Annotated in this window: 26 protein-coding genes and 2 pseudogenes; 7 read left to right on the plus strand and 21 right to left on the minus strand. The window is 60.6% G+C overall.

Going from position 1 to position 23,222, the window contains the following annotated elements:
* Positions 1 to 25: 25 nt before the first annotated feature.
* The 10 genes and pseudogenes from NPS46_RS22515 to NPS46_RS25505 all read right to left on the minus strand — a co-directional run.
* Complete coding sequence (locus NPS46_RS22515; protein WP_274111152.1) at positions 26 to 1,315, minus strand: hypothetical protein; 1,290 nt, start codon at positions 1,313 to 1,315, stop codon at positions 26 to 28.
* 46 nt (positions 1,316 to 1,361) lie between these two features.
* The gene (locus NPS46_RS22520; RefSeq protein ID WP_274111154.1) at positions 1,362 to 2,108 is read right to left on the minus strand and encodes a hypothetical protein; all 747 of its coding nucleotides are present in this window, start codon (positions 2,106 to 2,108) and stop codon (positions 1,362 to 1,364) included.
* Positions 2,109 to 2,152: 44 nt separating this feature from the next.
* Positions 2,153 to 2,833, minus strand: coding sequence for a C39 family peptidase (locus NPS46_RS22525; protein WP_274111156.1), 681 nt, complete (start codon positions 2,831 to 2,833; stop codon positions 2,153 to 2,155).
* A 65-nt stretch (positions 2,834 to 2,898) separates the two neighbouring features.
* Positions 2,899 to 3,693, minus strand: coding sequence for a heme utilization protein (locus NPS46_RS22530; RefSeq protein WP_274111158.1), 795 nt, complete (start codon positions 3,691 to 3,693; stop codon positions 2,899 to 2,901).
* Positions 3,694 to 3,760: 67 nt separating this feature from the next.
* A complete protein-coding gene (locus NPS46_RS22535; protein WP_274111160.1) occupies positions 3,761 to 4,339 on the minus strand; it encodes an adhesin in 579 nt (192 codons plus the stop codon).
* A 1-nt stretch (position 4,340) separates the two neighbouring features.
* Positions 4,341 to 4,793 carry a hypothetical protein gene (locus tag NPS46_RS22540; protein WP_274111382.1) on the minus strand — a complete coding sequence of 151 codons (453 nt, stop codon included), beginning with the start codon at positions 4,791 to 4,793 and terminating at the stop codon, positions 4,341 to 4,343.
* Positions 4,794 to 5,134: 341 nt separating this feature from the next.
* The gene (locus tag NPS46_RS22545) at positions 5,135 to 5,656 is read right to left on the minus strand and encodes an AAA family ATPase (RefSeq protein WP_274111162.1); all 522 of its coding nucleotides are present in this window, start codon (positions 5,654 to 5,656) and stop codon (positions 5,135 to 5,137) included.
* On the minus strand, positions 5,653 to 6,216 hold the full coding sequence (pnuC, locus tag NPS46_RS22550) for a nicotinamide riboside transporter PnuC (protein ID WP_274111164.1): 564 nt from the start codon (positions 6,214 to 6,216) through the stop codon (positions 5,653 to 5,655). The genes NPS46_RS22545 and pnuC overlap by 4 nt, the downstream gene beginning before the upstream one ends.
* A gap of 121 nt (positions 6,217 to 6,337) precedes the next feature.
* Entirely contained in the window at positions 6,338 to 7,072 is a 735-nt protein-coding gene (locus NPS46_RS25500; RefSeq protein ID WP_425312781.1) for a methyl-accepting chemotaxis protein, read from the minus strand.
* A 120-nt stretch (positions 7,073 to 7,192) separates the two neighbouring features.
* Positions 7,193 to 7,972, minus strand: a pseudogene (locus tag NPS46_RS25505) (cache domain-containing protein); the annotation flags it as partial.
* Positions 7,973 to 8,266: 294 nt separating this feature from the next.
* On the opposite strand from NPS46_RS25505, the gene NPS46_RS22560 reads away from it, so the two are divergent.
* Complete coding sequence (locus tag NPS46_RS22560; protein WP_274111168.1) at positions 8,267 to 9,097, plus strand: undecaprenyl-diphosphate phosphatase; 831 nt, start codon at positions 8,267 to 8,269, stop codon at positions 9,095 to 9,097.
* Between the two features lie 5 nt (positions 9,098 to 9,102).
* Entirely contained in the window at positions 9,103 to 9,813 is a 711-nt protein-coding gene (locus NPS46_RS22565; RefSeq protein ID WP_274111170.1) for a cold shock and DUF1294 domain-containing protein, read from the plus strand.
* On the opposite strand, the gene NPS46_RS22570 is transcribed toward NPS46_RS22565, so the two are convergent.
* Both NPS46_RS22570 and NPS46_RS22575 read right to left on the minus strand, forming a co-directional pair.
* Positions 9,810 to 10,169: an MmcQ/YjbR family DNA-binding protein gene (locus NPS46_RS22570; RefSeq protein ID WP_274111171.1), complete on the minus strand. Its 360-nt coding sequence runs from the start codon at positions 10,167 to 10,169 to the stop codon at positions 9,810 to 9,812. The genes NPS46_RS22565 and NPS46_RS22570 overlap by 4 nt on opposite strands.
* Positions 10,166 to 11,074 (minus strand): LysR substrate-binding domain-containing protein, encoded by a 909-nt coding sequence (locus tag NPS46_RS22575; protein WP_274111173.1) that lies wholly within the window; start codon positions 11,072 to 11,074, stop codon positions 10,166 to 10,168. Before NPS46_RS22575 ends, NPS46_RS22570 begins: the two co-directional genes overlap by 4 nt.
* A 128-nt stretch (positions 11,075 to 11,202) precedes the next feature.
* Here NPS46_RS22575 and NPS46_RS22580 point away from each other — a divergent pair, with 128 nt between their 5' ends.
* Positions 11,203 to 11,811: an FMN-dependent NADH-azoreductase gene (locus NPS46_RS22580; RefSeq protein ID WP_274111175.1), complete on the plus strand. Its 609-nt coding sequence runs from the start codon at positions 11,203 to 11,205 to the stop codon at positions 11,809 to 11,811.
* A gap of 248 nt (positions 11,812 to 12,059) precedes the next feature.
* Entirely contained in the window at positions 12,060 to 13,091 is a 1,032-nt protein-coding gene (locus NPS46_RS22585) for an alpha/beta hydrolase family protein (protein ID WP_274111177.1), read from the plus strand.
* Position 13,092: 1 nt separating this feature from the next.
* Here NPS46_RS22585 and NPS46_RS22590 read toward each other — a convergent pair whose 3' ends face one another.
* From NPS46_RS22590 to NPS46_RS22610, 5 genes and pseudogenes are all read right to left on the minus strand, one after another.
* Positions 13,093 to 14,277, minus strand: a complete 1,185-nt coding sequence (locus tag NPS46_RS22590) for an MFS transporter (RefSeq protein WP_274111179.1) — start codon at positions 14,275 to 14,277, stop codon at positions 13,093 to 13,095.
* Positions 14,278 to 14,446: 169 nt separating this feature from the next.
* Positions 14,447 to 16,033, minus strand: a complete 1,587-nt coding sequence (locus NPS46_RS22595; RefSeq protein ID WP_274111181.1) for an ABC-F family ATPase — start codon at positions 16,031 to 16,033, stop codon at positions 14,447 to 14,449.
* Positions 16,034 to 16,053: 20 nt separating this feature from the next.
* Positions 16,054 to 16,309: pseudogene (locus tag NPS46_RS22600) on the minus strand (site-specific integrase); the annotation flags it as partial.
* A 75-nt stretch (positions 16,310 to 16,384) separates the two neighbouring features.
* Positions 16,385 to 17,029 (minus strand): BRCT domain-containing protein, encoded by a 645-nt coding sequence (locus tag NPS46_RS22605; protein ID WP_274111183.1) that lies wholly within the window; start codon positions 17,027 to 17,029, stop codon positions 16,385 to 16,387.
* A gap of 37 nt (positions 17,030 to 17,066) precedes the next feature.
* Positions 17,067 to 17,276: a hypothetical protein gene (locus tag NPS46_RS22610; protein WP_274111185.1), complete on the minus strand. Its 210-nt coding sequence runs from the start codon at positions 17,274 to 17,276 to the stop codon at positions 17,067 to 17,069.
* A gap of 266 nt (positions 17,277 to 17,542) precedes the next feature.
* On the opposite strand from NPS46_RS22610, the gene NPS46_RS22615 reads away from it, so the two are divergent.
* Positions 17,543 to 17,896 (plus strand): hypothetical protein, encoded by a 354-nt coding sequence (locus NPS46_RS22615; RefSeq protein ID WP_274111187.1) that lies wholly within the window; start codon positions 17,543 to 17,545, stop codon positions 17,894 to 17,896.
* A 96-nt stretch (positions 17,897 to 17,992) separates the two neighbouring features.
* Here NPS46_RS22615 and NPS46_RS22620 read toward each other — a convergent pair whose 3' ends face one another.
* Complete coding sequence (locus NPS46_RS22620; RefSeq protein WP_274111189.1) at positions 17,993 to 18,355, minus strand: hypothetical protein; 363 nt, start codon at positions 18,353 to 18,355, stop codon at positions 17,993 to 17,995.
* A gap of 187 nt (positions 18,356 to 18,542) precedes the next feature.
* On the opposite strand from NPS46_RS22620, the gene NPS46_RS22625 reads away from it, so the two are divergent.
* Positions 18,543 to 18,962, plus strand: coding sequence for a hypothetical protein (locus NPS46_RS22625; RefSeq protein WP_274111191.1), 420 nt, complete (start codon positions 18,543 to 18,545; stop codon positions 18,960 to 18,962).
* A gap of 24 nt (positions 18,963 to 18,986) precedes the next feature.
* On the opposite strand, the gene NPS46_RS22630 is transcribed toward NPS46_RS22625, so the two are convergent.
* Positions 18,987 to 19,541, minus strand: coding sequence for a dihydrofolate reductase family protein (locus tag NPS46_RS22630; RefSeq protein WP_274111193.1), 555 nt, complete (start codon positions 19,539 to 19,541; stop codon positions 18,987 to 18,989).
* Positions 19,542 to 19,929: 388 nt separating this feature from the next.
* On the opposite strand from NPS46_RS22630, the gene NPS46_RS22635 reads away from it, so the two are divergent.
* The gene (locus NPS46_RS22635) at positions 19,930 to 20,427 is read left to right on the plus strand and encodes a DUF2867 domain-containing protein (RefSeq protein ID WP_274111195.1); all 498 of its coding nucleotides are present in this window, start codon (positions 19,930 to 19,932) and stop codon (positions 20,425 to 20,427) included.
* Positions 20,428 to 20,529: 102 nt separating this feature from the next.
* On the opposite strand, the gene katG is transcribed toward NPS46_RS22635, so the two are convergent.
* Complete coding sequence (gene katG / locus NPS46_RS22640) at positions 20,530 to 22,686, minus strand: catalase/peroxidase HPI (protein WP_274111197.1); 2,157 nt, start codon at positions 22,684 to 22,686, stop codon at positions 20,530 to 20,532.
* Between the two features lie 206 nt (positions 22,687 to 22,892).
* Positions 22,893 to 23,177, minus strand: coding sequence for a hypothetical protein (locus NPS46_RS22645; RefSeq protein ID WP_274111198.1), 285 nt, complete (start codon positions 23,175 to 23,177; stop codon positions 22,893 to 22,895).
* Positions 23,178 to 23,222: the final 45 nt, after the last annotated feature.

A 23,222-nucleotide genomic window follows, 5' to 3' on the forward strand; every position in this document is an offset into this window, starting at 1 on the left:
GTGGGCCCTTTTTGGGGCGTGGCGCCTAGAAGTAGTAAGGGAATTTCAGGCTGAAGGTAAAGTCCGACGCGTCCGGGGTGAGACCGATGGACAGGTTGGGCACGATGGTCAGGTGCTGGTTGGCAGCAATCGTCATGCCGACGTTGAAATAGGCCGCATTGGCATCGCTGGTAACCACCGACTGCCAATCGCCGCCGTCCTGCTTGAGCTTGCTCTTCTGTTGAATCAGTTCGGAGACGGAGAAGGCCATACTCATCTTCTCGTTCAGCGCGAAAGCGATACCGGCCCCCAGTTGCCAGCTGTTGCCCAGGCGGACCTTGCCCGGATTTTTCTGGCCCTGGGTCGAGCTGATGTCGTCGAATGACTCCTCCAGGTTATAGGTGTAGGACAGGCTACCGAACAACACAGCCGGGTCGATGGTCTTGACCAGGGAGATGCCCGGGGTGACCGACCAGACGCCGTTACCCGTAGGCAGGCTCTCCGGCACGGTGAGGTTGGTGTTGGCCGTCGAGGCATTGACCAGTTTGATCCCAAACGGATCTTTGCCGGTTGGCGCCTTGACGCGCAGGGTCAGCACGGCATCGGGCAGATCGGGGGTTTCGTCGAGGAACTTGTAGGCAATACCGAAGTTGACGTCGCCGATGGTCGGGTCGCGGGTCACGGTTTTTTCGGTGATCGCCTGGGCATTGCCGCCCTGGGCGCCGCCGGACTGGTAGGTGGACTCGCGGTAGACCACGGGGACGTTGAGGTCGAACTGCCAGCGTTGGTCGAGGTTATAGCGACCGGTCAGGTCCAGGGTCCAGTTATCGGCCTGGATGCGGTCCAGGTTGATATCACCGAGGAAAATCGCGTCCAGCGCCAGGAAGCCATTGAGGATCAATTGTTTGGTGTCGTAGCGCGAGTAGGTCAGGCCGGTTTCGAAGCTGAACGTACCGCCGCCGAAGAAGCCGCTGGCTTCGTCGTACAGGTTGGTGACGCTCTGGGCCGGTTCCGAATCGTCTTTGAGCGACTGGCCATAGGAGCTGCCCCCCGCAGCTGTGCCAGCGCTGTTGGTGGCGACCGACGAGCCTTTTTTCAGCTCGGCGGGTGAGCGCACCAGGCGGTTAGGCGGCGTCACGGCGGGCTGAGCCTCGACCTGGCGGACCCGTTGTTCGAGGACCGACAGGGCGTTCTGTTGTTGATCGTAGCGTTGGCGCAGCTCCAGGAGTTCTCTCTTTAATACCTCCACTTCCGAGTCCGGCGCCGCCTGGAGCATGGCGGCGGGGAAAAACGTGCCTAAACATACAGCTACGCGAAGTACCGACGATCGATGCATGGGAAAAGCCGTCCTTTATAGTTCTGATATCGAGGCTCAGCGTAGTTCAATATCCTATATTGCGTAGGCCCTTTAGTTGATCCAAATTGCAGTCCAGCGCCCCCACCGTTGGCATGTTGTTGCGTAGCACCACATTCAACTGGGTCATGTTGTTGACCATGTTGCTGGCACCCAGCAGGGTGGTGTTTTGCATCACGCCACCCTGGGCAATTTGCTGCAGGGTGTTGCCTTGATTATTGTTGGCCTGGATGTTCAGCAGAACCCCGCCGCTGTTGACGCTGACGCTCAGATTACCGGCCCCGTTGGTGCCGGTGATTGGGGTGCCGCTGGTCAGGAGTTGCCCTTGCGGTGTGCTGCTGGCGGGTGGGTTGTTGCTTTCGCTGACATTGATACTCACGTTGTTGTAAGCACTGTTGTTGTCGCCCGCAGCGCGAATGCTCTGGGTTACGCCCTGGGTGGTGCTCAGGCCGGCGCCGCCGGTGACTGTCCCGGTGCCGGTACTGGTGGGGGTGCCATTGCCGGTTGTATTGACCAGCGAGACGTAGAACTGCGGTTTGATCGTGGTTTGTTGCACTTGCATGGTGGTGGTGGCGCCAATCACGTCACCACTGGCGTTCTGCCAACTGGTGCTCATGACCACGCCAAAGCTGATGATCCGCCCGGGCATTACATAACGTCCGCGCAGTTGGGCCAGTTCCTGGTCCTGGACTTCGATCGGTTTGAAGGTTGCGCTCGCCTGGAGGGGCACGATGGCGGCGAAGCAACCAGCTAACAGCCAGTAGGGGGTCTTCATTTGCTGCTCCCGGAGCATCCAGCCCCATTATCATTATTGCGCCTCTAGAAAAAGTCGCTCTGAATGAAGCCGAAGTCCATCAGTTCCGCGTCCTTGACCGGGTTGAACCCGTCGAGCTGGTTCTTGGCGGTCAAGGGGGTGGGAGGGTCGAGCAAGGCGTTGGTCTTGTCGTAGCCCGGGCCGATCACGGCGAAAACGATGCCGTTCCAGCCTTTGATGAAGTCTTCGCGCGAGTACCGTTTGTGGCCCAGCACCGGGTCGCCGACATAGACCCAGTCTTTCTGTGCCCGCTGCATCACGACGAAGTGCTTGTAGCCACGGATTTCCATCAGCACCACGACCGGAATCGTCACGCTGTCCAGGCGATCGGGAGGGATCCGATAGCCCCGGGCACGCATGCCGATACTTTCCAGGTAGCGCTTCATATCGAGCATGGAAAAGCCGTTGGTTTGCACCTGCGCCGCGTCGGCGGTCTGTAGCATGCCCTTGATCACATGTTCTTCGTCGACATCGAGCCAGTAGGCTTGGCGCAGGATCGTCGCCAGGGAGGCGGCGCCACAACTGAAGTCGGTTTTCTGCTCGACCAGGTCGCTGAAGCGGCGCTCGCGAATACTCTGCACGGGTTTATAGATGAGGACGCCGCCACTGAGGCCGGGAATCGGCATCTGCCCGGCATACACCGGAGCGGCCAGGCAAAGTAGAAGAGAGAGCGCAAGAGTTCGCATGATCGACACGCCTCTGAATGCAGAAAAGAGCCCTGTTGCCAGGGCTCTTGTTGTTGCAGCGATGACTACTTGCCGGCGCAGGCCGAGCAGCCGGCGGCAATCGACAGCGAGTTGCTTTGTTGGTTGCCCACACCAGCGGCGTTGTTCACGCCGATGTTGCCGGAGTTGCCATTGACCGAGTAGTCGAGGCTGGCGTTGTTGGTCACGACATTTTTCCAGCCATCAGGTTTAGGCATTTGTGGGTGGTTTTTGTCGAGCCATTTGTCATCCATCGCTTCGTATTTGCGGTCGGCGAGGTTGTTCACGATCAGGCCGGTTTCGGTCTGGCTGGTCGCGTTGCCTGCGGTCGCTACACGGCCGCCGGACACGGCAATGGCCAGGTTGTTTTTCTGTTGGTTGAAGTTGCCGGCAGCGTTGTTCAGGCCCAGGTTGCCGGAGTTGTTGTTGGCCGAATTATCCAGCGACGCGTTGTTTTTGGTGCTGTAGTTGGCCACGGTGTTGTACGAGTTGTTCTGGGTCACGTTGGTCGCGGCGGCTGCGGAACCGAAGATGAAGTGCTCGTCGGCCGTGGCGATGGCGGCGGAGTTGTCTTGTTGGTTGCCGTCGCCGGAGGCGTTGTTGACGCCCACGTTGCCTTTGTTGTCATTGACCGAGTGGTCCATCGAGGCGTTGTTTTTGGTGCCCTGGTTCAATACCGCGTTGTTGTGGGTGTACTGGGTATCGATTACGGCGGCACTGGCGCCATCGGTGTTGGCCGGTGTTGGTTTTGGATCGTGTTTGGGTGGATTGGCTTGTGCGGCCATGGCCATGATTGCGGCGAGGGCGAAGGCCAGTGGCTTCAGAGCGGTTGTTGTTTTCATGATGTCTCTCCGTGCTGCTGATTGAGTTAAGTGTTGGTACTTGTCTCTAACTGCACTTCGTGTCGGATCAGTCTGCGACCCGGATGCTCAGGGTATTGGCCATGCGGTTTCCCACCCCGGCACTCTGGTTCAACTGCGTCACCCCACGGCTGCCGGTGAAGGCCTGGTCGCCGGTGACGACCTGGCGGCTACCGCTCTGGGGATCAGTTGCTCCCGAGTTGTTCGACAGCGCGACGTTCTGCTGCAGGAGCGCGCTGTCATCCATGCTCTGCGGTTGGGCACTGATGCTGACCCGCATGACATTGATCATCTGGTTACCGGCACCGGCGGACTGGTTGACGCCCAGTGAGCCGCTGCCGTTGCTGAAAGAGTTGCCGAGGATCTGGGCCTTGGCGTTGATCGAAGGGTCGAGTTGACCCGAACGGGTCTGGCTCAGGTTGTCGTGCGTTGCGGCCTGAGTCCCGATGGCGATCGAGCGGCTGTTGATCTGTTGTTGCTGGTCACCGGCGGCCTGGTTGATAAGCTGGTTGCCGCGGTAGTTCGAACCGCTGTTGTTGATCGTGGCGGTGTCATTCACCTGGGCGCTGGAGTCGGCCAGGGCGCTGGCGCTGGTGAGCAGCGCGAGAATCAGAATGGACGCTTTCATCTTATTGGCCCCGGGTCAGAACATTGAGGGCGCCCATGCCTTGCTGGACGCTTCGATTGACTTGGCCGGCGACCCCTCCGGTGCCGGCGCTGGAGCCGCCTTGCAGGGCGCCCATACCGCCCGGCAGGCTGCCGTTGCTGCTGTTGCTCAGGCCGCGCAGGGTGCTGCCATCGGGCATCAGGGCGTTGCGCACGGTGTTGCCGGAATTGACCCCGGCAAAATCGCCGTCGCTCAACTCACCCCGGCTGGTCAGGCCGATGATTCGCCCCGAGGCGTCGGCATTGACGGTGGTGGGGTTGGGGTCCGGGCGCATTGGCGGGTTGCCGAAGGCATAGGGATGGACATCACGGGTCAGGACAATCTCGCCATTACCCTGGGCCAGAGCCTGGAAGCTCAGCGCGGCGCTGAGGGCAGTGCCTATCAGCAGCGTGCGGGTAAAGCCAGAATTGAGCATCTCCACGGTGGCATTCCTTCTGCAAAGTACGCCGGCTTCGATCAGCCATGTGAAGGACAGAGCAGGGCCCATGCCAGTTTTTGAAAAGTCTTTGAAAACAGAGGCTTGGGTTAGGGGAGGGACGGGGAGGCGTGGGCAGTGTTTCAAAGATGAGACAGGCCGTCGGGCAAGCCAATGGCCATTAGTTAGCCGGCCCTCTATTCCGGGGGTTGTAGCGGACTGTATCAGTGACTTAACAGTATTCGAGGAGAACGCGCGCACCCCCGGGTTTGGCTGGCTGCACCGCGCCTGGGTGTTTCAGAAGTGGACACTTGCAACGAACGCGAGGCCGAACACCAGCCTCAGCCGAGCAGGCGCTCAACTGCGGCAAAGGCGCCTTGACGGCGCTGCTGCCAGTCGCCTTCAAGCACCTGGAGGGGCTGCTGGTGCGCGATCAGCCAGGTTCGGCTGGCCTCGAAGAACGCCTGGCGCTCCTCCAGCAGGGGCTGGCACCGCTGGCCATCGTCATACCAGCCGACCCCCGTCGGGGACAGCAGCAGGTGCAGGTCGTAGTGGCGAGCCAGCAATTGCGGTTCGAGCCAGGCTGGGCAGTCATCGAACAGCACCTGGCTCCAGAGGATATTGCTGAGCAGGTGCGTGTCGAGAATCAGCAGCTCGGGTTGTCGAGCCCGGGCCGCATCTTCCCAGGCCAACTGGCCATTGGCGATCTGGCTGATATCGGCCAGGCAGGTATCGCGCTGGTGCTGTTCGATAAAGTGGCGGACATATTCTGCGACCTGCACGCCGCCAAAGTGCGCGAGCAATTCACCGGCCAGCCAGCTTTTACCGCTCGATTCGGGTCCTGCCAGCACCACCACTTTCATGAGCGTAGCGCCGGATCGGCGCGCCATTCACGCCAGCCTTGCACGGCCAGCAGGGTGAAGAGTGCGTAAAGGGCGGCGGTGAGATAAAGGCCTTTGTAAAGAAACAGGCCGACAAAAATCACGTCGACCGCGATCCATAGCGGCCAGCATTGCACACGCTTTTGCGCCATCCACAGTTGCGCGACCAGGCTGAAACTGGTCAGTGCGGCGTCGAGCCAGGGTTGTGCCGCATCGGTCCAGTGGGCCATGGCAGCGCCCAGTAGGCCCCCGGTCACCGCGCCGACGGCGAGCCCGGTGCAGAGGCTGCGCGCATCCAGGCTCGTGACATCCCGGCCATGGGCCGCGAGGCCGCCACGGGTCCATTGCCACCAGCCGTAAAGCTGCAGGACGGCGTAGATCAGTTGCAGGAGCATGTCCGAATACAGCTTCACTTCGTAGAAGATCCAGCTATAGAGCACCACCATGACCAGGCCGATCGGCCAGCACCAGGGATTCTGTTTGACCGTCAGCCAGACAGCGATCACCCCGAGCCCGGCGGCGAACAGTTCAAGCATGGACATGGTGGTTCCTTGGGCAATGGCGAACAGGGCCCGGATTGTAACCACACTGCGGCGGATTTGCTGCCCTGGCGAGGTGACGACCCTGGCGCACGCAATGGTGCGCGCGCCAGGGCCCGGGGCGTCAGACCTTGAACTGACGCAACAGGCTGTTGAGTTGCTCGCTCAACTCGCGCAAATGCAGGCTGGCGGCGCTGGACTGTTCGGCCGCCAGCGCTGTGCCGTGGGACAGGCCGGCGGCCTGGGTGACGTTCTGGTTGATGTCTTCGACGGTCTGGGCCTGCTGCAGGGTTGCGCTGGCGATGGAGTCGTTCAGGCTGTTGAGGTTGCGCAACGCCTGGCCGATGGACGCCAGGCTCTGGCCTGCTTGGCTGGCTTGTTCGACGGTGAGTTGCGAGGCGCGGCTGCTGGCGCTGATCACCTGGACGGCGGCATCGGAATGATTTTGCAGGCGCTCGATCATCGACTGGATTTCTGCGGTCGATTGCTGCGTACGCTGGGCCAGCAGGCGCACCTCGTCGGCCACCACCGCGAAGCCGCGGCCCTGCTCGCCGGCCCGGGCGGCCTCGATGGCGGCGTTGAGGGCCAGCAAATTGGTCTGTTCGGCAATGGCGCGAATCACCTCCAGGACCGTGCCGATCTGGGTGCTTTCACCGGCCAGGGTGCGGATGACGTCCACGGCTTCGTCGATGGTGCCCGAGAGCGCATCGATCTGGCGCAGGCTGCCGTCGATATTGAGCTGGCCCTGGCGGGCCTGGGCCTCGGCATCGCGGACTTCACTGGCGGCGTGCTTGGCGTTCTTCGCCACGTCCTGCACCGCGTAGGTCACTTCGTTGATGGCGGTGGCCACCAGTTCCATCTGCTGCGATTGCTCCTGGCTGCGGTTCTGGGCCTGGATCGCGTTGTCGCCCAGCTCGCCGGAGGATTGCCCCAGGGCGCTAGCCGAAGCCTGCAACTGGCCAACCACTGCGCGCAGCTTGGCGGTAAACCCGTTGAAGTGGCGGGACAGCTCGGTGACTTCGTCATTGCCATGGGTGTCGAGGGTGCGGGTCAGGTCGCTTTCGCCGCTGGCGATATTGGCCATGGCGTGGACCGCCTCGCGTAACGGATGGACGATACTGCGGGCAATCATGACGACCAGCAGGGTCATGACCAGGGCAATGACCAGCCCCATGGCGGAAGCCTCCAAGAACTGGCCGTAGAACTCGGCCTGCATATCATCGATATACACGCCCGAACCGATGATCCAGCCCCAGGGCTCGAACAGTTGGATGTAGGAGGTTTTCTGCACCGGTGTGGAGGCGCCGGGCTTGGGCCAGCGGTAGTCGATGCTGCCAGCGCCCTGGCTCTTGGCCAGGCTGACCATCTCATTGAACAGCGCAAAACCATCCGGATCGCGGATGGCACTCAGGTCCTGGCCTTCGAGCTTGGAATTGGCCGGGTGCATGATCATCACCGGCTTGAGATCGTTGATCCAGAAGTAGTCGTTTTCCCCGTAGCGCAAGCCGCGCACGGCGGTCAGTGCCTGCTGCTGCGCGGCCTCGCGGCTAAGGGTGCCTGCGCTCTCCAGGCCATGGTAATAGGCAAGCAGGCCGCTGGCGGTCTGGACCACATGGGCGGTTTTTTCGGCCTTGGCCTGGTACAGATCGTTATGGATCTGCTTGAGCATCAAGAGCCCCAGTGTCAACAGCATCACCACAGCCACTATCAGGATGAGCCACAAACGTCGGCTGATCGACACTCTGCGCAAGCTGTTCATAAAACCGTCACTCCTTGTTCTTTTTTTTGAGGCTGTCTACTGGCCAGCATCGAAGCATGCTTTGCCATCCAGGCCAAGCATGCTTTTGGCTAGTTACGCTCAAGCGTTATTCGGGCATGTCTGCTAGGATTTCGCGCCTGGACCGCCAGGTCGATAGTTGCGGCCTGATTATTCACGGTTTTCCAGGGCGCAGGACTGACGTCCGGCAGGTTTTCGGTAGGAAAGCCTGTCTGCCGCCACTTACTTCACACTAATCAAAAGGGGCCTGCCCGGCGCAGTGCTTCAGGGTAAATGATGGATTTCTGGACCGCCGCACAGGCATTGATACTCGGTATCGTCGAAGGGCTGACGGAGTTTCTGCCTATTTCCAGCACAGGACACCAGATCATCGTCGCGGACCTGCTCGACTTCGGTGGCGAGCGCGCGATGGCCTTCAACATCATCATCCAGCTGGGGGCCATCCTGGCGGTGGTGTGGGAGTTTCGCCGCAAGATCTTTGAAGTGGTACTGGGCTTGCCCCGTGAACGCACGGCCCAGCGCTTTACCGCCAACCTGCTGATTGCCTTTATGCCGGCGGCGGTGCTGGGGGTGATTTTTGCCGATCTGATCCACCATTATCTGTTCAACCCGATCACGGTCGCCGTGGCCCTGGTGGTGGGCGGGGTGATCATGCTCTGGGCTGAACGCCGCCAGCATAGGGTGCATGCCGAGACGGTCGATGAGATGACCTGGAAGGATGCGCTCAAGGTCGGCTTCGTCCAGTGCCTGGCGATGATCCCGGGGACGTCGCGCTCCGGCTCGACGATTATCGGTGGCCTGCTGTTCGGCCTGTCACGCAAGACCGCCACCGAGTTTTCGTTTTTCCTGGCCATGCCTACCATGGTCGGCGCCGCCGTGTACTCGGGCTACAAGTACCGCGACCTGTTCCAGCCGGCCGATCTGCCGGTGTTTGCCATCGGCTTTATCACCTCGTTTATCTTCGCCATGATCGCGGTCCGCGGTTTGCTCAAGTTTATCGCCAACCACAGCTATGCGCTGTTTGCCTGGTACCGGATCGCCTTCGGCGTGTTGATTCTGGCGACCTGGCAGTTTGGCTGGATCAACTGGGCGACGGTTCAGGGCTAGGTATTATGGAGCGATCAGGGCGGATCAAGAGCTGGAACGAAGCCAAGGGCTTTGGCTTTATCCAGCCGGAGCAGGGCGAGCCGGTCTTCGTCCATCTCTCGGCGTTGCATGGCGAGCGGCGACCCGCGGTCGGGGATTCGGTGCTGTTCGTTGCGGGGCGTGATGCCCAGGGTCGGGTGCGGGCCGAGCATGTGCGCCCGGCGGGTGAGTGGCAGCTCGATGAGCCGTCGATTCGCCAGCGCCCGGCACGCCAGCCGGCCAAACCCGCGAGTGCCAGTGCGCGGCCGCGCCGGGCCCGCGAGCCAGGGGGCGTGTCGATTCGCCAGCCCGGGCTCAAGGCCTTGCTGTTTCTGGGCTTGTGCGCGTTGCCGGTCGGCGGGGCGCTGCAGCTCTGGCTCAAGGGCGGCTCGCCTTTGCCGTTGGCTGCCTACGGGTTGGTCAGCCTGATCGCCTTCTTCCTGTATTGGGAAGACAAGCGCAAGGCGCAGAGTGATAGCTGGCGTACGCCGGAGAATGTGCTGCACGCCGCCGAGCTGGCCGGCGGTTGGCCTGGGGCCTTGCTGGCGCAGCAGGTGTTTCGCCACAAAACCCGCAAACTGTCCTATCAAGTCACGTTCTGGACCATTGTTGCCCTGCATCAGGCGTTCTGGGGCGACCGACTGCTGTTGGGCGGGCGTTACCTGGGCAGGATACTTGGCCCGCTGATGGGCTTCTAAAGCAATAGACCGACCTGCGTGCGCTTGGGCAGCTTGCTGACCACCAGTTGATGGGAGCGCGTCAGCAGCGCGCGCAGTTCATCGGCGCCCAGCGGGTAGGGCGCATTCATGCTGATCCACTGGGCCCGTGCCAGATACGGCGCCGGGCGGATACCAGGGCGATCGACATGGCCCAGAAACAGCTCCTTGTCGACCTTGAAGGACAGCGAATTGCCCTGCAGGTTAAGCAGGGCGAACATCTTGGTCTCGGCAATCGAGAACACCCGTACACCGCCCCATTTATAGTCTTCGCGGGCGCCGGGCAAGGACAGGCAAAATTGCGCGACCTGTTCTTCGCTCAGGGTGTTGTTGCTCATAGCAATTTATCTCCACAGTTTTTAAAGGCCTGGGTGACATGGTCAATCCAGGCGCGCACGGCTGGCAGCACGCCGCGTCGATGGGGATAGACCGCCTGCAGCCAACCGCCGGGGAGCGACCATTGCGGCAGCAATTGGACCAGTTGGCCGCTGGCCAGCTCCTGCTCGCAGTACATCATTGGCAGGATGGTAAAGCCCAGGTCGTCGAGGGCACAGGTCTTGCGCACGATAAAGTCGTCGATGCCCAGGCGTGCTTCAAAGGCCAACTCGCGCTTGTTTCCCTGTGGGTCGAGCATGCTCAGGTGGACCAGGCGGTCGGCCTCCAGGGCGCCGAGCAGCGGGGCATTTTTCAGGTCGTCCGGGCTGGCGATCCGGTGCTCGCGGACAAACGCCGGGGTGGCCACCATGACGGTTTGTGCCTGGCGCAGGCGGCAGGTGACCAGTAGCGGGTCCTCATCGCCCAGCTCCCGTACGCGCAGGGCAACATCGATCCCCTCGCTGATCAAATCGACCCGACGATTGAGCAGCAGCACTTCCAGCTCGACCTGGGGATAGCTGGCCAGAAACGAGGCGATCACATTGGGCAGGATTTCCTGGGCGAGGCCCACGGGGCAAGACACCCGCAATCGCCCGCGCGGTTCGCTGGACATGCTGGCCACCGCTTCATCGGCCATCTCGGCTTCCAGGAGCATGGCCTGGCAATGGCGCAGGTAGCGCTCACCGACAGCGGTCAATTTCAGCTTGCGGGTGGTGCGCTGCAAAAGGCGGGTACCCAGGCGCTCCTCCAGCTCGGCGATGCGCCGTGACAGCCGTGACTTGGGGATCCCCAGTCCGCGACCGGCCGCAGCGAATCCGCCGGCTTCGACCACTTTGGCGAAATAATAGAGATCATTGAGGTCTTGCATGTGTGGCAGCTCTATTGTCCTACTGGTGAGACAAACTATCGCATTTGAGCTGACTAATCTTCTATTGGTTTCGCCTGTAGGATTATCCCATCTGATCGCCGGTGGCGGTCCTCACGTGGAGATCCCTCATGAAACTGCTGCATATCGATTCGAGCATCCTTGGTGAACATTCGGCTTCCCGCCAACTGAGCCAGGAGCTGGTTGAAGCCTGGAAAGCCGCCCAGCCGCAAGCTGAGGTCAGCTACCGTGACCTGGCCAGCGACGCGATCAGCCATTTCTCTTCCGCTACTCTGCTGGCCGCCGGCACTGCCGAGGCGTTGCGCGATGCAGCCCTGCGCCATGAAGCAGAACTCAGCGCTTCTACCCTGGCCGAGTTTCTCGCGGCCGATGCCGTGGTCATTGCGGCGCCGATGTACAACTTCAGCATTCCCAGCCAACTCAAGGCGTGGATCGACCGGATTGCGGTCGCCGGCCAGACGTTTCGTTACACCGAAGTCGGCCCTGAAGGCTTGTGCGGTAACAAGAAGGTGATCATTGTCTCCACGGCCGGCGGTCTGCACGTGGGGCAGCCTACCGGGGTGGGTCATGAGGACTACCTGAAAGTCATGCTGGGGTTCCTCGGCATCACCGATATCGAGTTTGTGCGCGCCCATGGCTTGGCTTATGGCGAAGACGTGCGCAGCAAAGCCCTCAGCGACGCTCGGGCGCAAATCAGCGAGCAGTTCGCCGCCGCGTAAAAGCGCTGTAAATGGGCGCGGCCCCCCGCGTTGCAGCGGCTAAACTCCGTACATCCACCCATGAACATGGGGCGGTGTCCGGAGTTTTTTGCCTTTCAAGGGGCGTATGGCGCGGGTTATGCAGTGCATTGATGTAGGCTGCGCTACCCAGACCCCGTCGGCTGATTCGTGAAGCTGGGTTCAGGCCCGGATTTCAAGCACTTGCAGGGAGCAGGGGTGGCGCGCAAGCATTGAAGGTGGGCATTCCCATGAAGCGTCTGTGTGCACTGCTACTGATTTTCCTGTCGAGCAGCCTGGTAACAGTGCACGCGGCCCATCCGCAACACTGGAGCGTCGGCTACCATCGGCTGACCTTCCTCGATCCGCTGGATTTGCAGCCCATGAAGGCCATTGCCTTCTATCCCTCGACCGGTCGTGAACAGCGGAGCAAGATTGGCGGCTACGCGATTCAGGCGGCTGCCGAGGCGAAGGTTGCCATCGGTCGCTTTCCCTTGCTGATGCTGTCCCATGGTAATACCGGTACGCCCTTGGCCCTGCACGATCTGGCGACCTCATTGGCCCGCCAGGGCTTTATTGTAGTGGCGGTGTTGCACCCCGGGGACAACTACAAGGACCACAGTCGCCTGGGGACCCTGAGCAACCTATATGGGCGGCCGATGCAGATTTCCGAGGCCATCACCGCGACGCTGGGCGATCCGATGCTGTCACCGTTTATCGAGCCCAGGGAGGTCGGGGTTATCGGGTACTCGGCCGGTGGTGAGACGGCGTTGATACTGTCCGGCGCCCAGCCCAGCCTGGACCGCCTGCGCCGCTATTGTCAGGAGCGACCGCAGGACAACGATGCCTGCAAGACCCAAGGCGAGCTGATTGCCGATCGCGACGACCTGCAGCCGGAGGCTGACCCACGGGTGGGCGCGTTGATGCTGATGGCGCCGCTCAGCCTGATGTTCGGCCGCGAGACGCTGTCCGGCGTGCATGTGCCGGTGCTGCTGTATAGCGGTGATGGCGACAGCCTGGTATTTCCCGACAAAAATGCAGCTGCGCTGGCGCGCAAGCTGCCGGTGGCGCCCCAGTTCAGGTTGTTGGCCGGGGCGGGCCATTTCGTGTTTATGGCGCCCTGCGATGATGAGCAGCGGCAAGCGACCCCGGGGCTGTGCAACGATGCGGCGGGGGTCAATCGCGAGGATATCCATCGTGACTTGATCCATGAGGCCGGGCTGTTTTTTTCGCGTACCTTGAGCGTGCCCAGCGGCGCGGGGCTGCAAACGGCGGGTCACTGAGTCAGGCCGCTCGGCGTGAAAGCACGAGCGTCAGGCCCAAACCCAGCAGCGACAGCAGGGCCGCGCTGAAGAAAATCCACGGATAGCCAAGGTTCAGGGCTACGGCGCCCATCAATGGGCCGGCGATCGCCAGGGCCAGGTCAAAGAACAAGGCGTAGGCGCTGAGCCCTGCGCCACGGCTGCTGGTGGGCACCTGTTTGATCGCTTCCACGCCGAGCGCCGGATAGACCAGCGAGAGGCCGATTCCAGTCAGCCCGGCACCGGCCAGGGCCACGGCGGTGGAGGGGGCCAGCCAGAGCAGGCCCAGGCCCAAGGTCTCGATGCTCATGCAGGCAATGGCGGCGGCAAATCCGCCAAAGCGGTTGATGCAGCCGATAAAAAATAGCCGGGCGACGATAAAGCACAGGCCAAAGACCGTCAGGCAGTACGCGGCGCCGCTCCAGCCACGTTCGATATAGAACAGTGCAATAAAGGTAGTCAGGGTGCCATAGCCGATGGACGCCAGCGTCAGGCTGGTACCGTAGGGTGCGATCCGGCCGAATACAGCGCGAAACGACAAGCGCTCGCCACGAATCAGCGGCACCGAGGGTTTGTTGCGGATCAGCAGCAGGGCACCCATGGCCAGCGCCGAGAGGCTGAGGCCAAGGCTGCTGAAGCCATAATGCTCGACCATCACCACGCCCAGCGGAGCACCAATGGCAATCGCCCCGTAGGAAGCGATGCCGTTCCAGGAAATCACCCGGGCCGTATGTTCGGCACCGACCTGGCCGATGCCCCAACTGATGGTGCCAACGCCAATCAGGCCCTGGGCGATGCCCAGCAACAGGCGCCCGCTAATCAGGACGCCCAGGCTCAGCAGTGGCAGGTGCTGCCAATGGGCCGACAGCCAGGTGAGCGCACCACTCAGGAAAATTCCCAGCAGACCGTAGATGATTGCCCGCTTGGTGCCGATGCTATCGGCCACGCGCCCGGCCATGGGGCGGCTGAGCAGGGTCGCCAGGTACTGCGAGCCGATGGTCAGGCCGGCGATGATGGCACTGAAGCCCAGTTGGTCATGGACATAGCCGGGCAGCACGGCAATGGGCAGGCCGATGCAGAGGAACGCAATAAAGGTATAGAAGACGATGGAGACGATTTGCAGGGTGATGGCCATGGAGCTGGCTTGGGGGGCTGACTGCGCAGGCATGGCGGCTCGATCGCGGGCGGGCGGTGGGAGTGCGCCATGATGGCGTGCCCCGGACGTAAATGAAAGCAGGCTAACGACTTGCTCGGCACTCTTGGTGCGCCCACTGAGTGCTGCACCCACGCAAAAGCCCCGTCAGGGGACGGGGCTTTGGGTGGCTGCAAAGACGACGTTAGAACACGACGCCCTGGCTGCGCAGGTAGTCGTCGTAGGTGCCGCTGAAGTCGATCACGCCGCTTGGGCTCAGCTCGATGATACGCGTGGCCAGGGAGGATACGAACTCACGGTCGTGGCTGACGAAGATCAGCGTGCCCGGGTAGTTTTCCAGCGCCAGGTTCAGCGATTCGATGGATTCCATGTCCAAGTGGTTGGTCGGTTCGTCCATGATCAGTACGTTCGGCTTTTGCAGGATCAGCTTGCCGAACAGCATGCGGCCCTGTTCACCCCCGGAGATGACCTTGACCGACTTGAGGATCTCGTCGTTGGAGAACAGCATGCGGCCCAGGGTGCCACGGATAACCTGTTCGCCTTGGGTCCACTGGCCCATCCAGTCGAACAGGCTCATGTCCTCTTCGAAGTCGTGGGCGTGGTCCTGGGCGTAGTAACCCAGTTCAGCGGCATCGGTCCACTTCACGGAGCCGGCATCCGGGGTCAGTTCGTTGACCAGGGTGCGCAGCAGGGTAGTCTTGCCGATCCCGTTCGGGCCGATGATCGCGACGCGCTCGCCGGCTTCGACCTGGAAGCTGAAGTCCTTGAACAGTGGCTTGCCGTCGAAGCCTTTGGCCATGTGCTCGACGATGACCGCCTGGCGGTGCAGCTTTTTGGTTTGCTCGAAGCGGATGAACGGGCTCACACGGCTCGAAGGCTTGACCTCGGCCAGTTGGATCTTGTCGATCGCCTTGGCGCGGGAAGTCGCTTGCTTGGCTTTCGAGGCGTTGGCCGAGAAGCGGCTGACGAAGGACTGCAGCTCGCTGATCTGGGCTTTTTTCTTGGCGTTGTCCGACAGCAATTGCTCGCGGGACTGGGTCGCGACGGTCATGTACTCGTCGTAGTTGCCCGGGAATAGGCGCAACTCACCGTAGTCCAGGTCAGCCATGTGGGTGCACACGCTGTTCAGGAAGTGACGGTCGTGGGAGATGATGATCATCAGGCTGTTACGCTGGGTCAGGATGTTTTCCAGCCAGCGAATGGTGTTGATGTCCAGGTGGTTGGTCGGTTCGTCGAGCAACAGCACTTCTGGATCGGAAAACAGCGCCTGGGCCAGCAAGACGCGCAGTTTCCAGCCTGGGGAGACTTCGCTCATCGGGCCGAAGTGCTGTTCCAGGGGGATACCCAGGCCCAACAGCAGCTCGCCGGCACGGGATTCGGCGGTGTAGCCGTCCATTTCGGCGAATTCGGTTTCCAGCTCGGCGACGGCCATGCCGTCTTCTTCGCTCATTTCCGGCAGGGAGTAGATGCGGTCGCGCTCGGCCTTGACCCGCCACAACTCTTCGTGACCCATGATCACGGTGTCGAGCACGGTGAATTCTTCATAGGCGAACTGGTCCTGGCGCAGTTTACCCAGGCGCACATTCGGTTCCAGCATGACCTGGCCGCCCGACGGGTCGAGGTCGCCACCGAGGATTTTCATGAAGGTTGACTTGCCGCACCCGTTGGCACCGATCAGGCCGTAACGATTGCCGCTGCCGAACTTGACGGAAACGTTCTCGAAGAGCGGCTTGGCGCCGAATTGCATCGTGATGTTAGCTGTGGAGATCAATTACTTTACCTATCAAGGGGTTACGTTGCGCTTGCTTGAGCTGGGACCAATGTGGGGCCAATCTGGAGTTTTTCCAGTTCACTCCAGGCTGGGCCTGAGTTGATCCAGCGCGCATAAGTCGACAGCAGCATCGGCGCAGGGTGGCCGAGTTGCAGGAGAGATGAATGCGGGGTTCATGCCGGACATAACGCATATTGTCGCATATGTAGGGCGGCAGTTGTATGGCAGCCTGTATCGGATGCCCAGCGCTCCCAGGGCCGGCCCCCATTGCTTATGCCTAGTCAGGCGTCTGAGTTAGGTGTGCGCTCATCTACACAGTTTTAGATCGGGCCGGACTATAGCGCTATCGGCTCAGCCAAAAAGGGCACGCTGCCATTGCTGTTCACCGATGATGGCTATAGGGCTGCCACTCTCTCTCAACTCGACGGCCTTCATTATTTTTGTTCCGTAGCTGCTATGGCGCCACTGATCGTTTCCGATGCTGCCCACGACCAGATAATGGATCTTCTTGCTGACGCCGGCGCCAATAATACCGCCTCGATCTTCGACCAGGGCCTGGCAGTCTTTCCGCGGGCCGTAGGCCATGATCCCGGTGAAAACGAACAGTCGGCCATTCCAGGCCAGTTCCGGTTCAGGGCTGTTGAAGGGGAGATCATTGGGGGCGCTGTACTGTTGATCGCTTGCCTTGGGCTTGTCGATACTCAGGCCGCTAAAGCCTTGCAGAAGACCGATAAGCTCAAGTGACTCATCGGCATCGAGTACGCCATCCAGGAGCATGTTGGACAAGCGTGCATACAACAGATTGATCACGGGGTCTTCAAGGTGAACGAGGTTGGTTTCAATCCAATCCTTGAGAAACAGTCCTTCAGCGGTCGAGATAGTGCCATCGGCGGCGAGCCCGGCGGCAAGGCCAACGAGTACGTCGGCCGAGCGCCTGTCGATTCTCGCGCTATGGAAGTACCGGCTGTGTGCAAATTCGTCGTGAATATCAGTCATACCTTCATCCTTGAGCAGAGACACATGACGGGTTGGATCAGTGGATGGTCGAGGCTCTTCGAAACTCGCCGATACGGATCCGGTCCAGCGCTCGGTTGAGCCCATCCAGGGCGTTCAGTAGGGCCTCTGCTTCGGCCTCGCGGCCCTCACCCCAAAGGCGTTCCGCCATTTTATTGAGGGCCTGGATCGCGTGCTCAATCTCGGCAGCGGTGGCTGTTGCTTTACGTTCAGGCTGTTTCTTCGGCATTTGATGACCCTTATAGCAGGGCATTATCCTCATTTTTTTGCGCAAATACATCGCCACTAAATGACCGCGCCTGCAGCCAAGGCTAATCAGCCTTAGCCCGTACAACCCGCCTTGTCCGCACTTTGCTCGTAGACTCGGTCGGCTGCTCAGATTGCCCATGCACCTGGTGGACGGGTGTGTGTTGCTGCTGTCGATCTGCGTGTTTCGCTGTTGCCCTCTCCTTGATAGCATACTGATATTGCAGTCGCTGAAATAAGGAAATCAGAGTGAAGCAAGCGATCCTGAAAGCGTTTGGCAGTATCTCTGCCGAGTATTATGTGAAGCATTTTTTCATCGGCGCGATCCTGCCGTTCATTGGCTGGTTGATGCCCAAGCCCTGGGAGTTTTGGGTATATCCATTTGTCATCGTCAGTTGCCTGCTGTACCCGTACTCAAGGTTTATCTATGACAAGCTGCTAGGTGGCGTGGAGCGGTTTGTCACCAGTTTGCTGAGCGGCAACATGGCGTTTCTGGCCAAGGGTTTCACGGTTTTTTCCTGCTTCTGCTTTGCCATTCTCATGGCGCCGATCGGGCTGTTTTACCTGTATCACTATCCGGACGAGGTCGCCCTGGAGGATTGATCCAGGCACCCTCTGGTCCACAAAAAGCCCCGCCAAGTGCGGGGCTTTTTATTGTGGGTGGTGAAGGCACCAGGCTGGCCGCTTCAGCGCAACGGCTTATGCATCCGGCGGGACATCGTCCACGGAGAGTGGGTCGCCCTTGTGAAGCGAACGGCATTTCTCTGAGTTGTAGATGTTGACCAGAAGCTGGTCCTGGTCGTGTCGGGAGAGCGATTTAAGCCCCCACTTCGCCTTGATCTCGTCATGCATTTTCTGGAAGTCGGCAGGCTCTGGTTTGTACCCGCTTTTGGCGGCGACCCAGTTGGCATGATCGGTAATCACATCGATCATCCCGGGTTTGCCGACCAGTTTGGCCGCCATGGAGCATTCCAGGATCTGCTTTATTTCGTTCTTGGCGTTGTCATTTGAACAACCGGCCAGCACGCAGACCGAGGCAGCAAGGGCAATGAGCTTTTTCAATTCGGGCCTTCCGTGAGCAAAAGAAGGCAATTGAAGCAGCACCGGAACGGGCCTATCAACTAGTTAAAGGCCATTTGCTATTATTTGCCCGGTAAGGGCTCTACAAATAGCGTCGTCATGGGCCTGCTGGCGCTTGGGGATGGCGCTGGCCTACTAAAAATAAACACAATTCATGGAGTGAATGGGCATGTTCGGATTTATTGCAGAAAAGGCAAAGTCGCTTGGCGGGGCTGTGGGTGAGGCGGTGACCTCGGCCGGCGAGGTGGTAGTGTCAGCCAAGGACTCGGTTGTGGGCAGTGTGAGCCATGGCGCCAGCGCGGCCTCGTCGCAGATGGAGGCACATTGGCCAGCAGTTGAGAAACTCCTGGTCGATGGGTTGTTGACCGTGACTCACGATAGTTTGAAGAACGACGAGGTCTTTCTTGTCGCCATAGAGAAAGCCTTTGAACTATTGCCGGCGCCGATCCGTTTATTGCTCCCGAGGTCGACATTTATCACGTTCAGCCTGGCCCGCCGAAACGCCATCGTGCAACGTCTGCAAGCTCACCAGGAATCCCGCCTGCTACTGGGCAATGCCAAGGCGGTGGAGGTCGACGTCGACGTATAAGCATGGCCATGCAACTACTCGGCTTCAGAGTGGCTTGCCAGCGACCTGATAATGACTCTGGACAAAGCCGTTTTCCGAGGCCGATGTGCTGATCAGGCGAAGTGCCCGTTCGCGATTTCCTTCGCCAAATAGCGCGATGCCCTGTCCCAGCAGTACGGGAATACGGGTGAGGATGATTTCGTTGATCAGGTCGGCAGCGAGAAAGGCCTGGATGGTCTGTCCGCCATCGATGTAAAGGTGCTTGAAACCACGAGCCGACAACTGTTCGACGATCGATACTGGAGCACCGGACAGCACCTGCACCTTGCCCTCTAACGTGGGGGGGACGCTTACGCCTTGGCGTGACAGGACAAAGACCGGCGTGTTCGCGTAGGGCCACTCAGGGAACGACAGCACCTTGTCAAAGGTGTTCCTGCCCATCACCAAGGCATCCACGGTCGCCATAAAGTCGTCATAGGTAACGCCATTCAGGCGCGAACACTCATATTCGGGGCGGTGAAGCCACTCAATATCGCCGTCCGGCCGGGCGATGAAACCGTCGAGGCTCGCCGCAATAAAAACCGAACATTGAATAGCCATGGACATAAGACTCCTTTTTTTGCGCGTTTTAGCCAGCAGTGACCGGCCTCAGGCCGCCCTATCTGTTTGCGTTTGAATGGCGTATCAGAGCTAAAAAACAGGCTCAGTGGGGCGAGCCTGGTGGGCCGATCGATGTCGAAGGGCGGCCCCTCGGCGCTTTGCACGCATCCACGGCTTGTGGTATCGGCTGCAGCTGTTTTATCCCCGGAACCATAGCAGAGGCGCGCCGTGCAGGTATGAAAAACGGGGGCCGGCGGCGGGCTTGGAGTGCCGGCGCGATGCCTGACAGTTGAGCGGTATTTTGCTGCCGATCTGACGTAGCATGGCCGCGTGCGATCAGCTTTCGCCGATATCGGGAATAACAGTCGAAACACTCAGGGAGATAGCTTTGACGCGCGTATCCACGGCACACACGCTACGGGCTTTATCCGAGCTTGATTACTATGACTGCCGATCAGTCCTGCTTCCTGGGAAAATCACCGCGCTTGAAGCCTGGAACGGCATGACCGCCAATCCACAGCTGTTCATGCGCCTGGCTTTTCGCGCGAGGGACGCGATTTCGGCGTTGTTTGGGGTCAAGCGGATCGGCGGGCTCTCGGGGCAGCGGTCTGAAGCGATCAGCGCCGGCCAGATGCTGGATTTCTTTTTGGTGGAGCACAGCGCCCCGGACCTGCTGGTGCTGACCGAGCGTGACCGGCACCTGGATGTGATGATTTGCCTCTCGATCACCGATCGGGTGTGCACTATCACCTCGTCGGTTGTGACCCATAATCGTTTTGGCCGCTTCTACATGCTACCGGTAGGTCCGGTGCATCGGCTGATTATCAAGGCGAATCTAAGGCAACTGAAGCGCACGCTTGAAGGGCGCCAGGGCGCTAAACAATAGCCCTGGCGGTGCTCAAAAACGATTCAGGCTGAAGCGTACATGCGCCAAAGCAAAAGGGGCCTGGGTTTGCACCCCAGGCCCCTGGTCATGGCATCAATGCCCTCAAGCCTTGACTGACGTTGCACCGATATCGAAGCGGTCCAGGTTCATGACTTTGGTCCAGGCCGCCACGAAGTCGCGGACAAAGCGCTCGTTGGCGTCGGCGCTGGCATAGACCTCGGCCAGCGCCCGCAGGACCGAGTTGGAGCCAAACACCAGGTCGTTTCGGGTTGCGGTGTACTTTACAGCGCCAGTCTTGCGATCGCGCCCCTCGTACAACTCGGTCGAGCCGTCCGCCGCTTTCCAGACGGTGGCCATGCTCAACACATTGACGAAGAAGTCGTTGCTGAGCACACCGACCCGGTCGGTAAATACCCCGTGGGCGCTGGCGTCGAAGTTGGTGCCCAGTACGCGCAGGCCTCCGACCAGGACCGTCAGTTCCGGGGCGGTCAGGGTCAGGAGCTGCGCCTTGTCGATCAGCAGGGTTTCGGTCGACGTGTCGCCGACCAGGCGGCGGTAGTTGCGCAGGCCATCGGCGACCGGCTCCATCAGGTCGAAGGACTCGATATCGGTCTGGTCCTGCCGGGCGTCGACCCGACCGGCCGCGAACGGTACATCCACGGCGACACCTGCGGCTTTGGCCGCGCGTTCCACGCCCACCACACCGGCCAGAACAATGATATCGGCCAGCGAGGCCTTACCGCTGGCTTGTTGAATCGCCTGCAGACGAGGCAGCACGCTGACGGCGATCTGGTTGACCGGCCAGTCCTTCTGCGGGGCCAGCGCCAGGCGTGCGCCGTTGGCGCCGCCGCGTTTATCACCGCCGCGGAAGGTCGAGGCCGATGCCCAGGCGACCGACACCAGCTCACCGACCGAAAGACCCGACTCGTTGATCTTCGCCTTCATATCCGCAATATCGACGGCCGAGGGATTGTGTATCGGTGCTGGCAACGGGTCTTGCCAGATCAGGTCCAGTACCGGTACTTCCGGCCCCAGGTAACGTGATTTGGGGCCCATGTCGCGGTGGGTCAGCTTGAACCAGGCGCGGGCAAACGCTTCATTGAAGGCCTGCGGGTCATTGAGGAAACGGCGCGAGATTTTCTCGAAATCAGGATCGAAGCGCAGGGTCAGGTCGGTAACCAGCATGGTGGGCTTGCGTTTTTTCGACGGGTCGAAAGGATCGGGAATGATCTCGGGCGCGTCCTTGGCCTCGAACTGGATGGCCCCGGCCGGGCTGCGCGTCTGTACCCACTCGAAGTTGAACAGGTTCTCGAGAAAGTTATTGCTCCACTGGGTCGGCGTCTGTGTCCACACCACTTCCAGGCCGGAGCTGATGGCATCGGCACCGGCGCCACTGCCGTAGGCGCTGGTCCAACCCAGCCCCATCTGTTCAATGGGGGAAGCTTCGGGATCCGGCCCGACATGGCTGGCAGCACTGGCGCCGTGGGTCTTGCCCAGGGTGTGGCCGCCGACGATCAGCGCGACAATTTCTTCATCGTCCATGGCCATATTGCCAAAGGTGGCGCGTATGCCCGGTGCGGCCGAGAGCGGATCGCCGCTGGCATTAGGGCCTTCGGGGTTCACGTAGATCAGGCCCATTTCAGTGGCCGCCAGAGGGTTCTTGGCCAGCACCTGCGGGTCGCGATGGGCCAGCCAGGCTTTCTCGTCGCCCCAGTTCACATCCTGGTCGGGCTCCCACACATCGACCCGCCCCGCGCCGAAGCCGAAGGTGCGAAAGCCGCTGTTTTCCAAGGCCACGTTGCCCGCCAGGACAATCAGGTCGGCCCAGGAGATCTTCTGCCCATATTTTTGCTTGACCGGCCACAGCAGGCGGCGTGCCTTGTCCAGGCTAACGTTGTCCGGCCAGCTATTGAGGGGCGCAAAACGCTGCTGGCCACGTCCGGCGCCGCCGCGTCCGTCCACCGCGCGGTAGGTCCCGGCGCTGTGCCAGGCCATACGGATAAACAGACCACCATATGTGCCCCAGTCGGCGGGCCACCAATCCTGCGAATCGGTCAGCAGTGCCTTGAGATCACCCTTGAGGGCGCTGTAGTCGATGGAGTTGAATTGCGCCGCGTAGTTGAAGTCCGGGCTTAACGGGTTCGAGCGTTCGGAGTGCTGGTTCAGCAGGTCCACGCGCAACTGATTGGGCCACCAATCAGTGCTGGTGGTGCTACGGTCCCCAGCGGCGTGGAAAGGGCATTTTGGCTCGTCGCTCATGGTCGGATTCCTTGCTTGGCTATCAGGTCGGACAGTTCGGGTAGTTAGGATGGTTACGACAGCTTTTTAACGAGGCTGTTTTTTTATAGCGTTGGCAAATGACAATAGCAGGCCGCCCGGGAAGTATCCTTGTCGGGGGTCTACAGACTGGAGGGGCTCGGGGCTTGACCTTGGCGACTGATGGCACTGGGGATCCGGTGCGCGCACTATTGAAGGTTTTTCAGCCTGACCCTATTGCGCGCCAGTTGCGCGCGTTCGCTCCAGGAGCGGGTGTGGCTGGCCTTGTTCCAGCGGACCTTGCTGATCTGGCGCTCGCGGGCTTTTGCCATGGCGTGGCTGATCTGGCGCAGGCTGAAGATGATACCGGCGCATTCCCCATGATTGAGGAGTGCGGCTTTCCAGGCTTGCAGCTCGCTCATGCTCGATTGCTCGATAATGATGACTTTCTTGCACCCACTGGCTACGAAATGGATCTCGTAACGTTCCTTCATCCGCTCAACATCCGTCCCTGGCTTTTAAGTGAGAAAGATTATCAT

The sequence above is a fragment of the Pseudomonas putida genome, assembly GCF_028682395.1.
Classification (GTDB): Bacteria; Pseudomonadota; Gammaproteobacteria; order Pseudomonadales; family Pseudomonadaceae; genus Aquipseudomonas; species Aquipseudomonas putida_AB.

Excerpts from the sequence above, each read along its gene's own strand:
- katG (WP_274111197.1), bottom strand. The coding sequence starts at position 22,686 with ATGAGCGACGAGCCAAAATGCCCTTTCCACGCCGCTGGGGACCGTAGC.
- NPS46_RS22515 (WP_274111152.1), bottom strand. The coding sequence starts at position 1,315 with ATGCATCGATCGTCGGTACTTCGCGTAGCTGTATGTTTAGGCACGTTT.
- NPS46_RS22590 (WP_274111179.1), bottom strand. The coding sequence starts at position 14,277 with ATGCCTGCGCAGTCAGCCCCCCAAGCCAGCTCCATGGCCATCACCCTG.
- NPS46_RS22605 (WP_274111183.1), bottom strand. The coding sequence starts at position 17,029 with ATGACTGATATTCACGACGAATTTGCACACAGCCGGTACTTCCATAGC.
- NPS46_RS22520 (WP_274111154.1), bottom strand. The coding sequence starts at position 2,108 with ATGAAGACCCCCTACTGGCTGTTAGCTGGTTGCTTCGCCGCCATCGTG.
- NPS46_RS22630 (WP_274111193.1), bottom strand. The coding sequence starts at position 19,541 with ATGGCTATTCAATGTTCGGTTTTTATTGCGGCGAGCCTCGACGGTTTC.
- NPS46_RS22570 (WP_274111171.1), bottom strand. The coding sequence starts at position 10,169 with ATGAGCAACAACACCCTGAGCGAAGAACAGGTCGCGCAATTTTGCCTG.
- NPS46_RS22580 (WP_274111175.1), top strand. The coding sequence starts at position 11,203 with ATGAAACTGCTGCATATCGATTCGAGCATCCTTGGTGAACATTCGGCT.
- NPS46_RS22565 (WP_274111170.1), top strand. The coding sequence starts at position 9,103 with ATGGAGCGATCAGGGCGGATCAAGAGCTGGAACGAAGCCAAGGGCTTT.
- NPS46_RS22575 (WP_274111173.1), bottom strand. The coding sequence starts at position 11,074 with ATGCAAGACCTCAATGATCTCTATTATTTCGCCAAAGTGGTCGAAGCC.
- NPS46_RS22545 (WP_274111162.1), bottom strand. The coding sequence starts at position 5,656 with ATGAAAGTGGTGGTGCTGGCAGGACCCGAATCGAGCGGTAAAAGCTGG.
- pnuC (WP_274111164.1), bottom strand. The coding sequence starts at position 6,216 with ATGTCCATGCTTGAACTGTTCGCCGCCGGGCTCGGGGTGATCGCTGTC.
- NPS46_RS22610 (WP_274111185.1), bottom strand. The coding sequence starts at position 17,276 with ATGCCGAAGAAACAGCCTGAACGTAAAGCAACAGCCACCGCTGCCGAG.
- NPS46_RS22540 (WP_274111382.1), bottom strand. The coding sequence starts at position 4,793 with ATGCTCAATTCTGGCTTTACCCGCACGCTGCTGATAGGCACTGCCCTC.
- NPS46_RS22525 (WP_274111156.1), bottom strand. The coding sequence starts at position 2,833 with ATGCGAACTCTTGCGCTCTCTCTTCTACTTTGCCTGGCCGCTCCGGTG.
- NPS46_RS22560 (WP_274111168.1), top strand. The coding sequence starts at position 8,267 with ATGGATTTCTGGACCGCCGCACAGGCATTGATACTCGGTATCGTCGAA.
- NPS46_RS22535 (WP_274111160.1), bottom strand. The coding sequence starts at position 4,339 with ATGAAAGCGTCCATTCTGATTCTCGCGCTGCTCACCAGCGCCAGCGCC.
- NPS46_RS22530 (WP_274111158.1), bottom strand. The coding sequence starts at position 3,693 with ATGAAAACAACAACCGCTCTGAAGCCACTGGCCTTCGCCCTCGCCGCA.
- NPS46_RS22625 (WP_274111191.1), top strand. The coding sequence starts at position 18,543 with ATGTTCGGATTTATTGCAGAAAAGGCAAAGTCGCTTGGCGGGGCTGTG.
- NPS46_RS22585 (WP_274111177.1), top strand. The coding sequence starts at position 12,060 with ATGAAGCGTCTGTGTGCACTGCTACTGATTTTCCTGTCGAGCAGCCTG.
- NPS46_RS22645 (WP_274111198.1), bottom strand. The coding sequence starts at position 23,177 with ATGAAGGAACGTTACGAGATCCATTTCGTAGCCAGTGGGTGCAAGAAA.
- NPS46_RS25500 (WP_425312781.1), bottom strand. The coding sequence starts at position 7,072 with ATGGAACTGGTGGCCACCGCCATCAACGAAGTGACCTACGCGGTGCAG.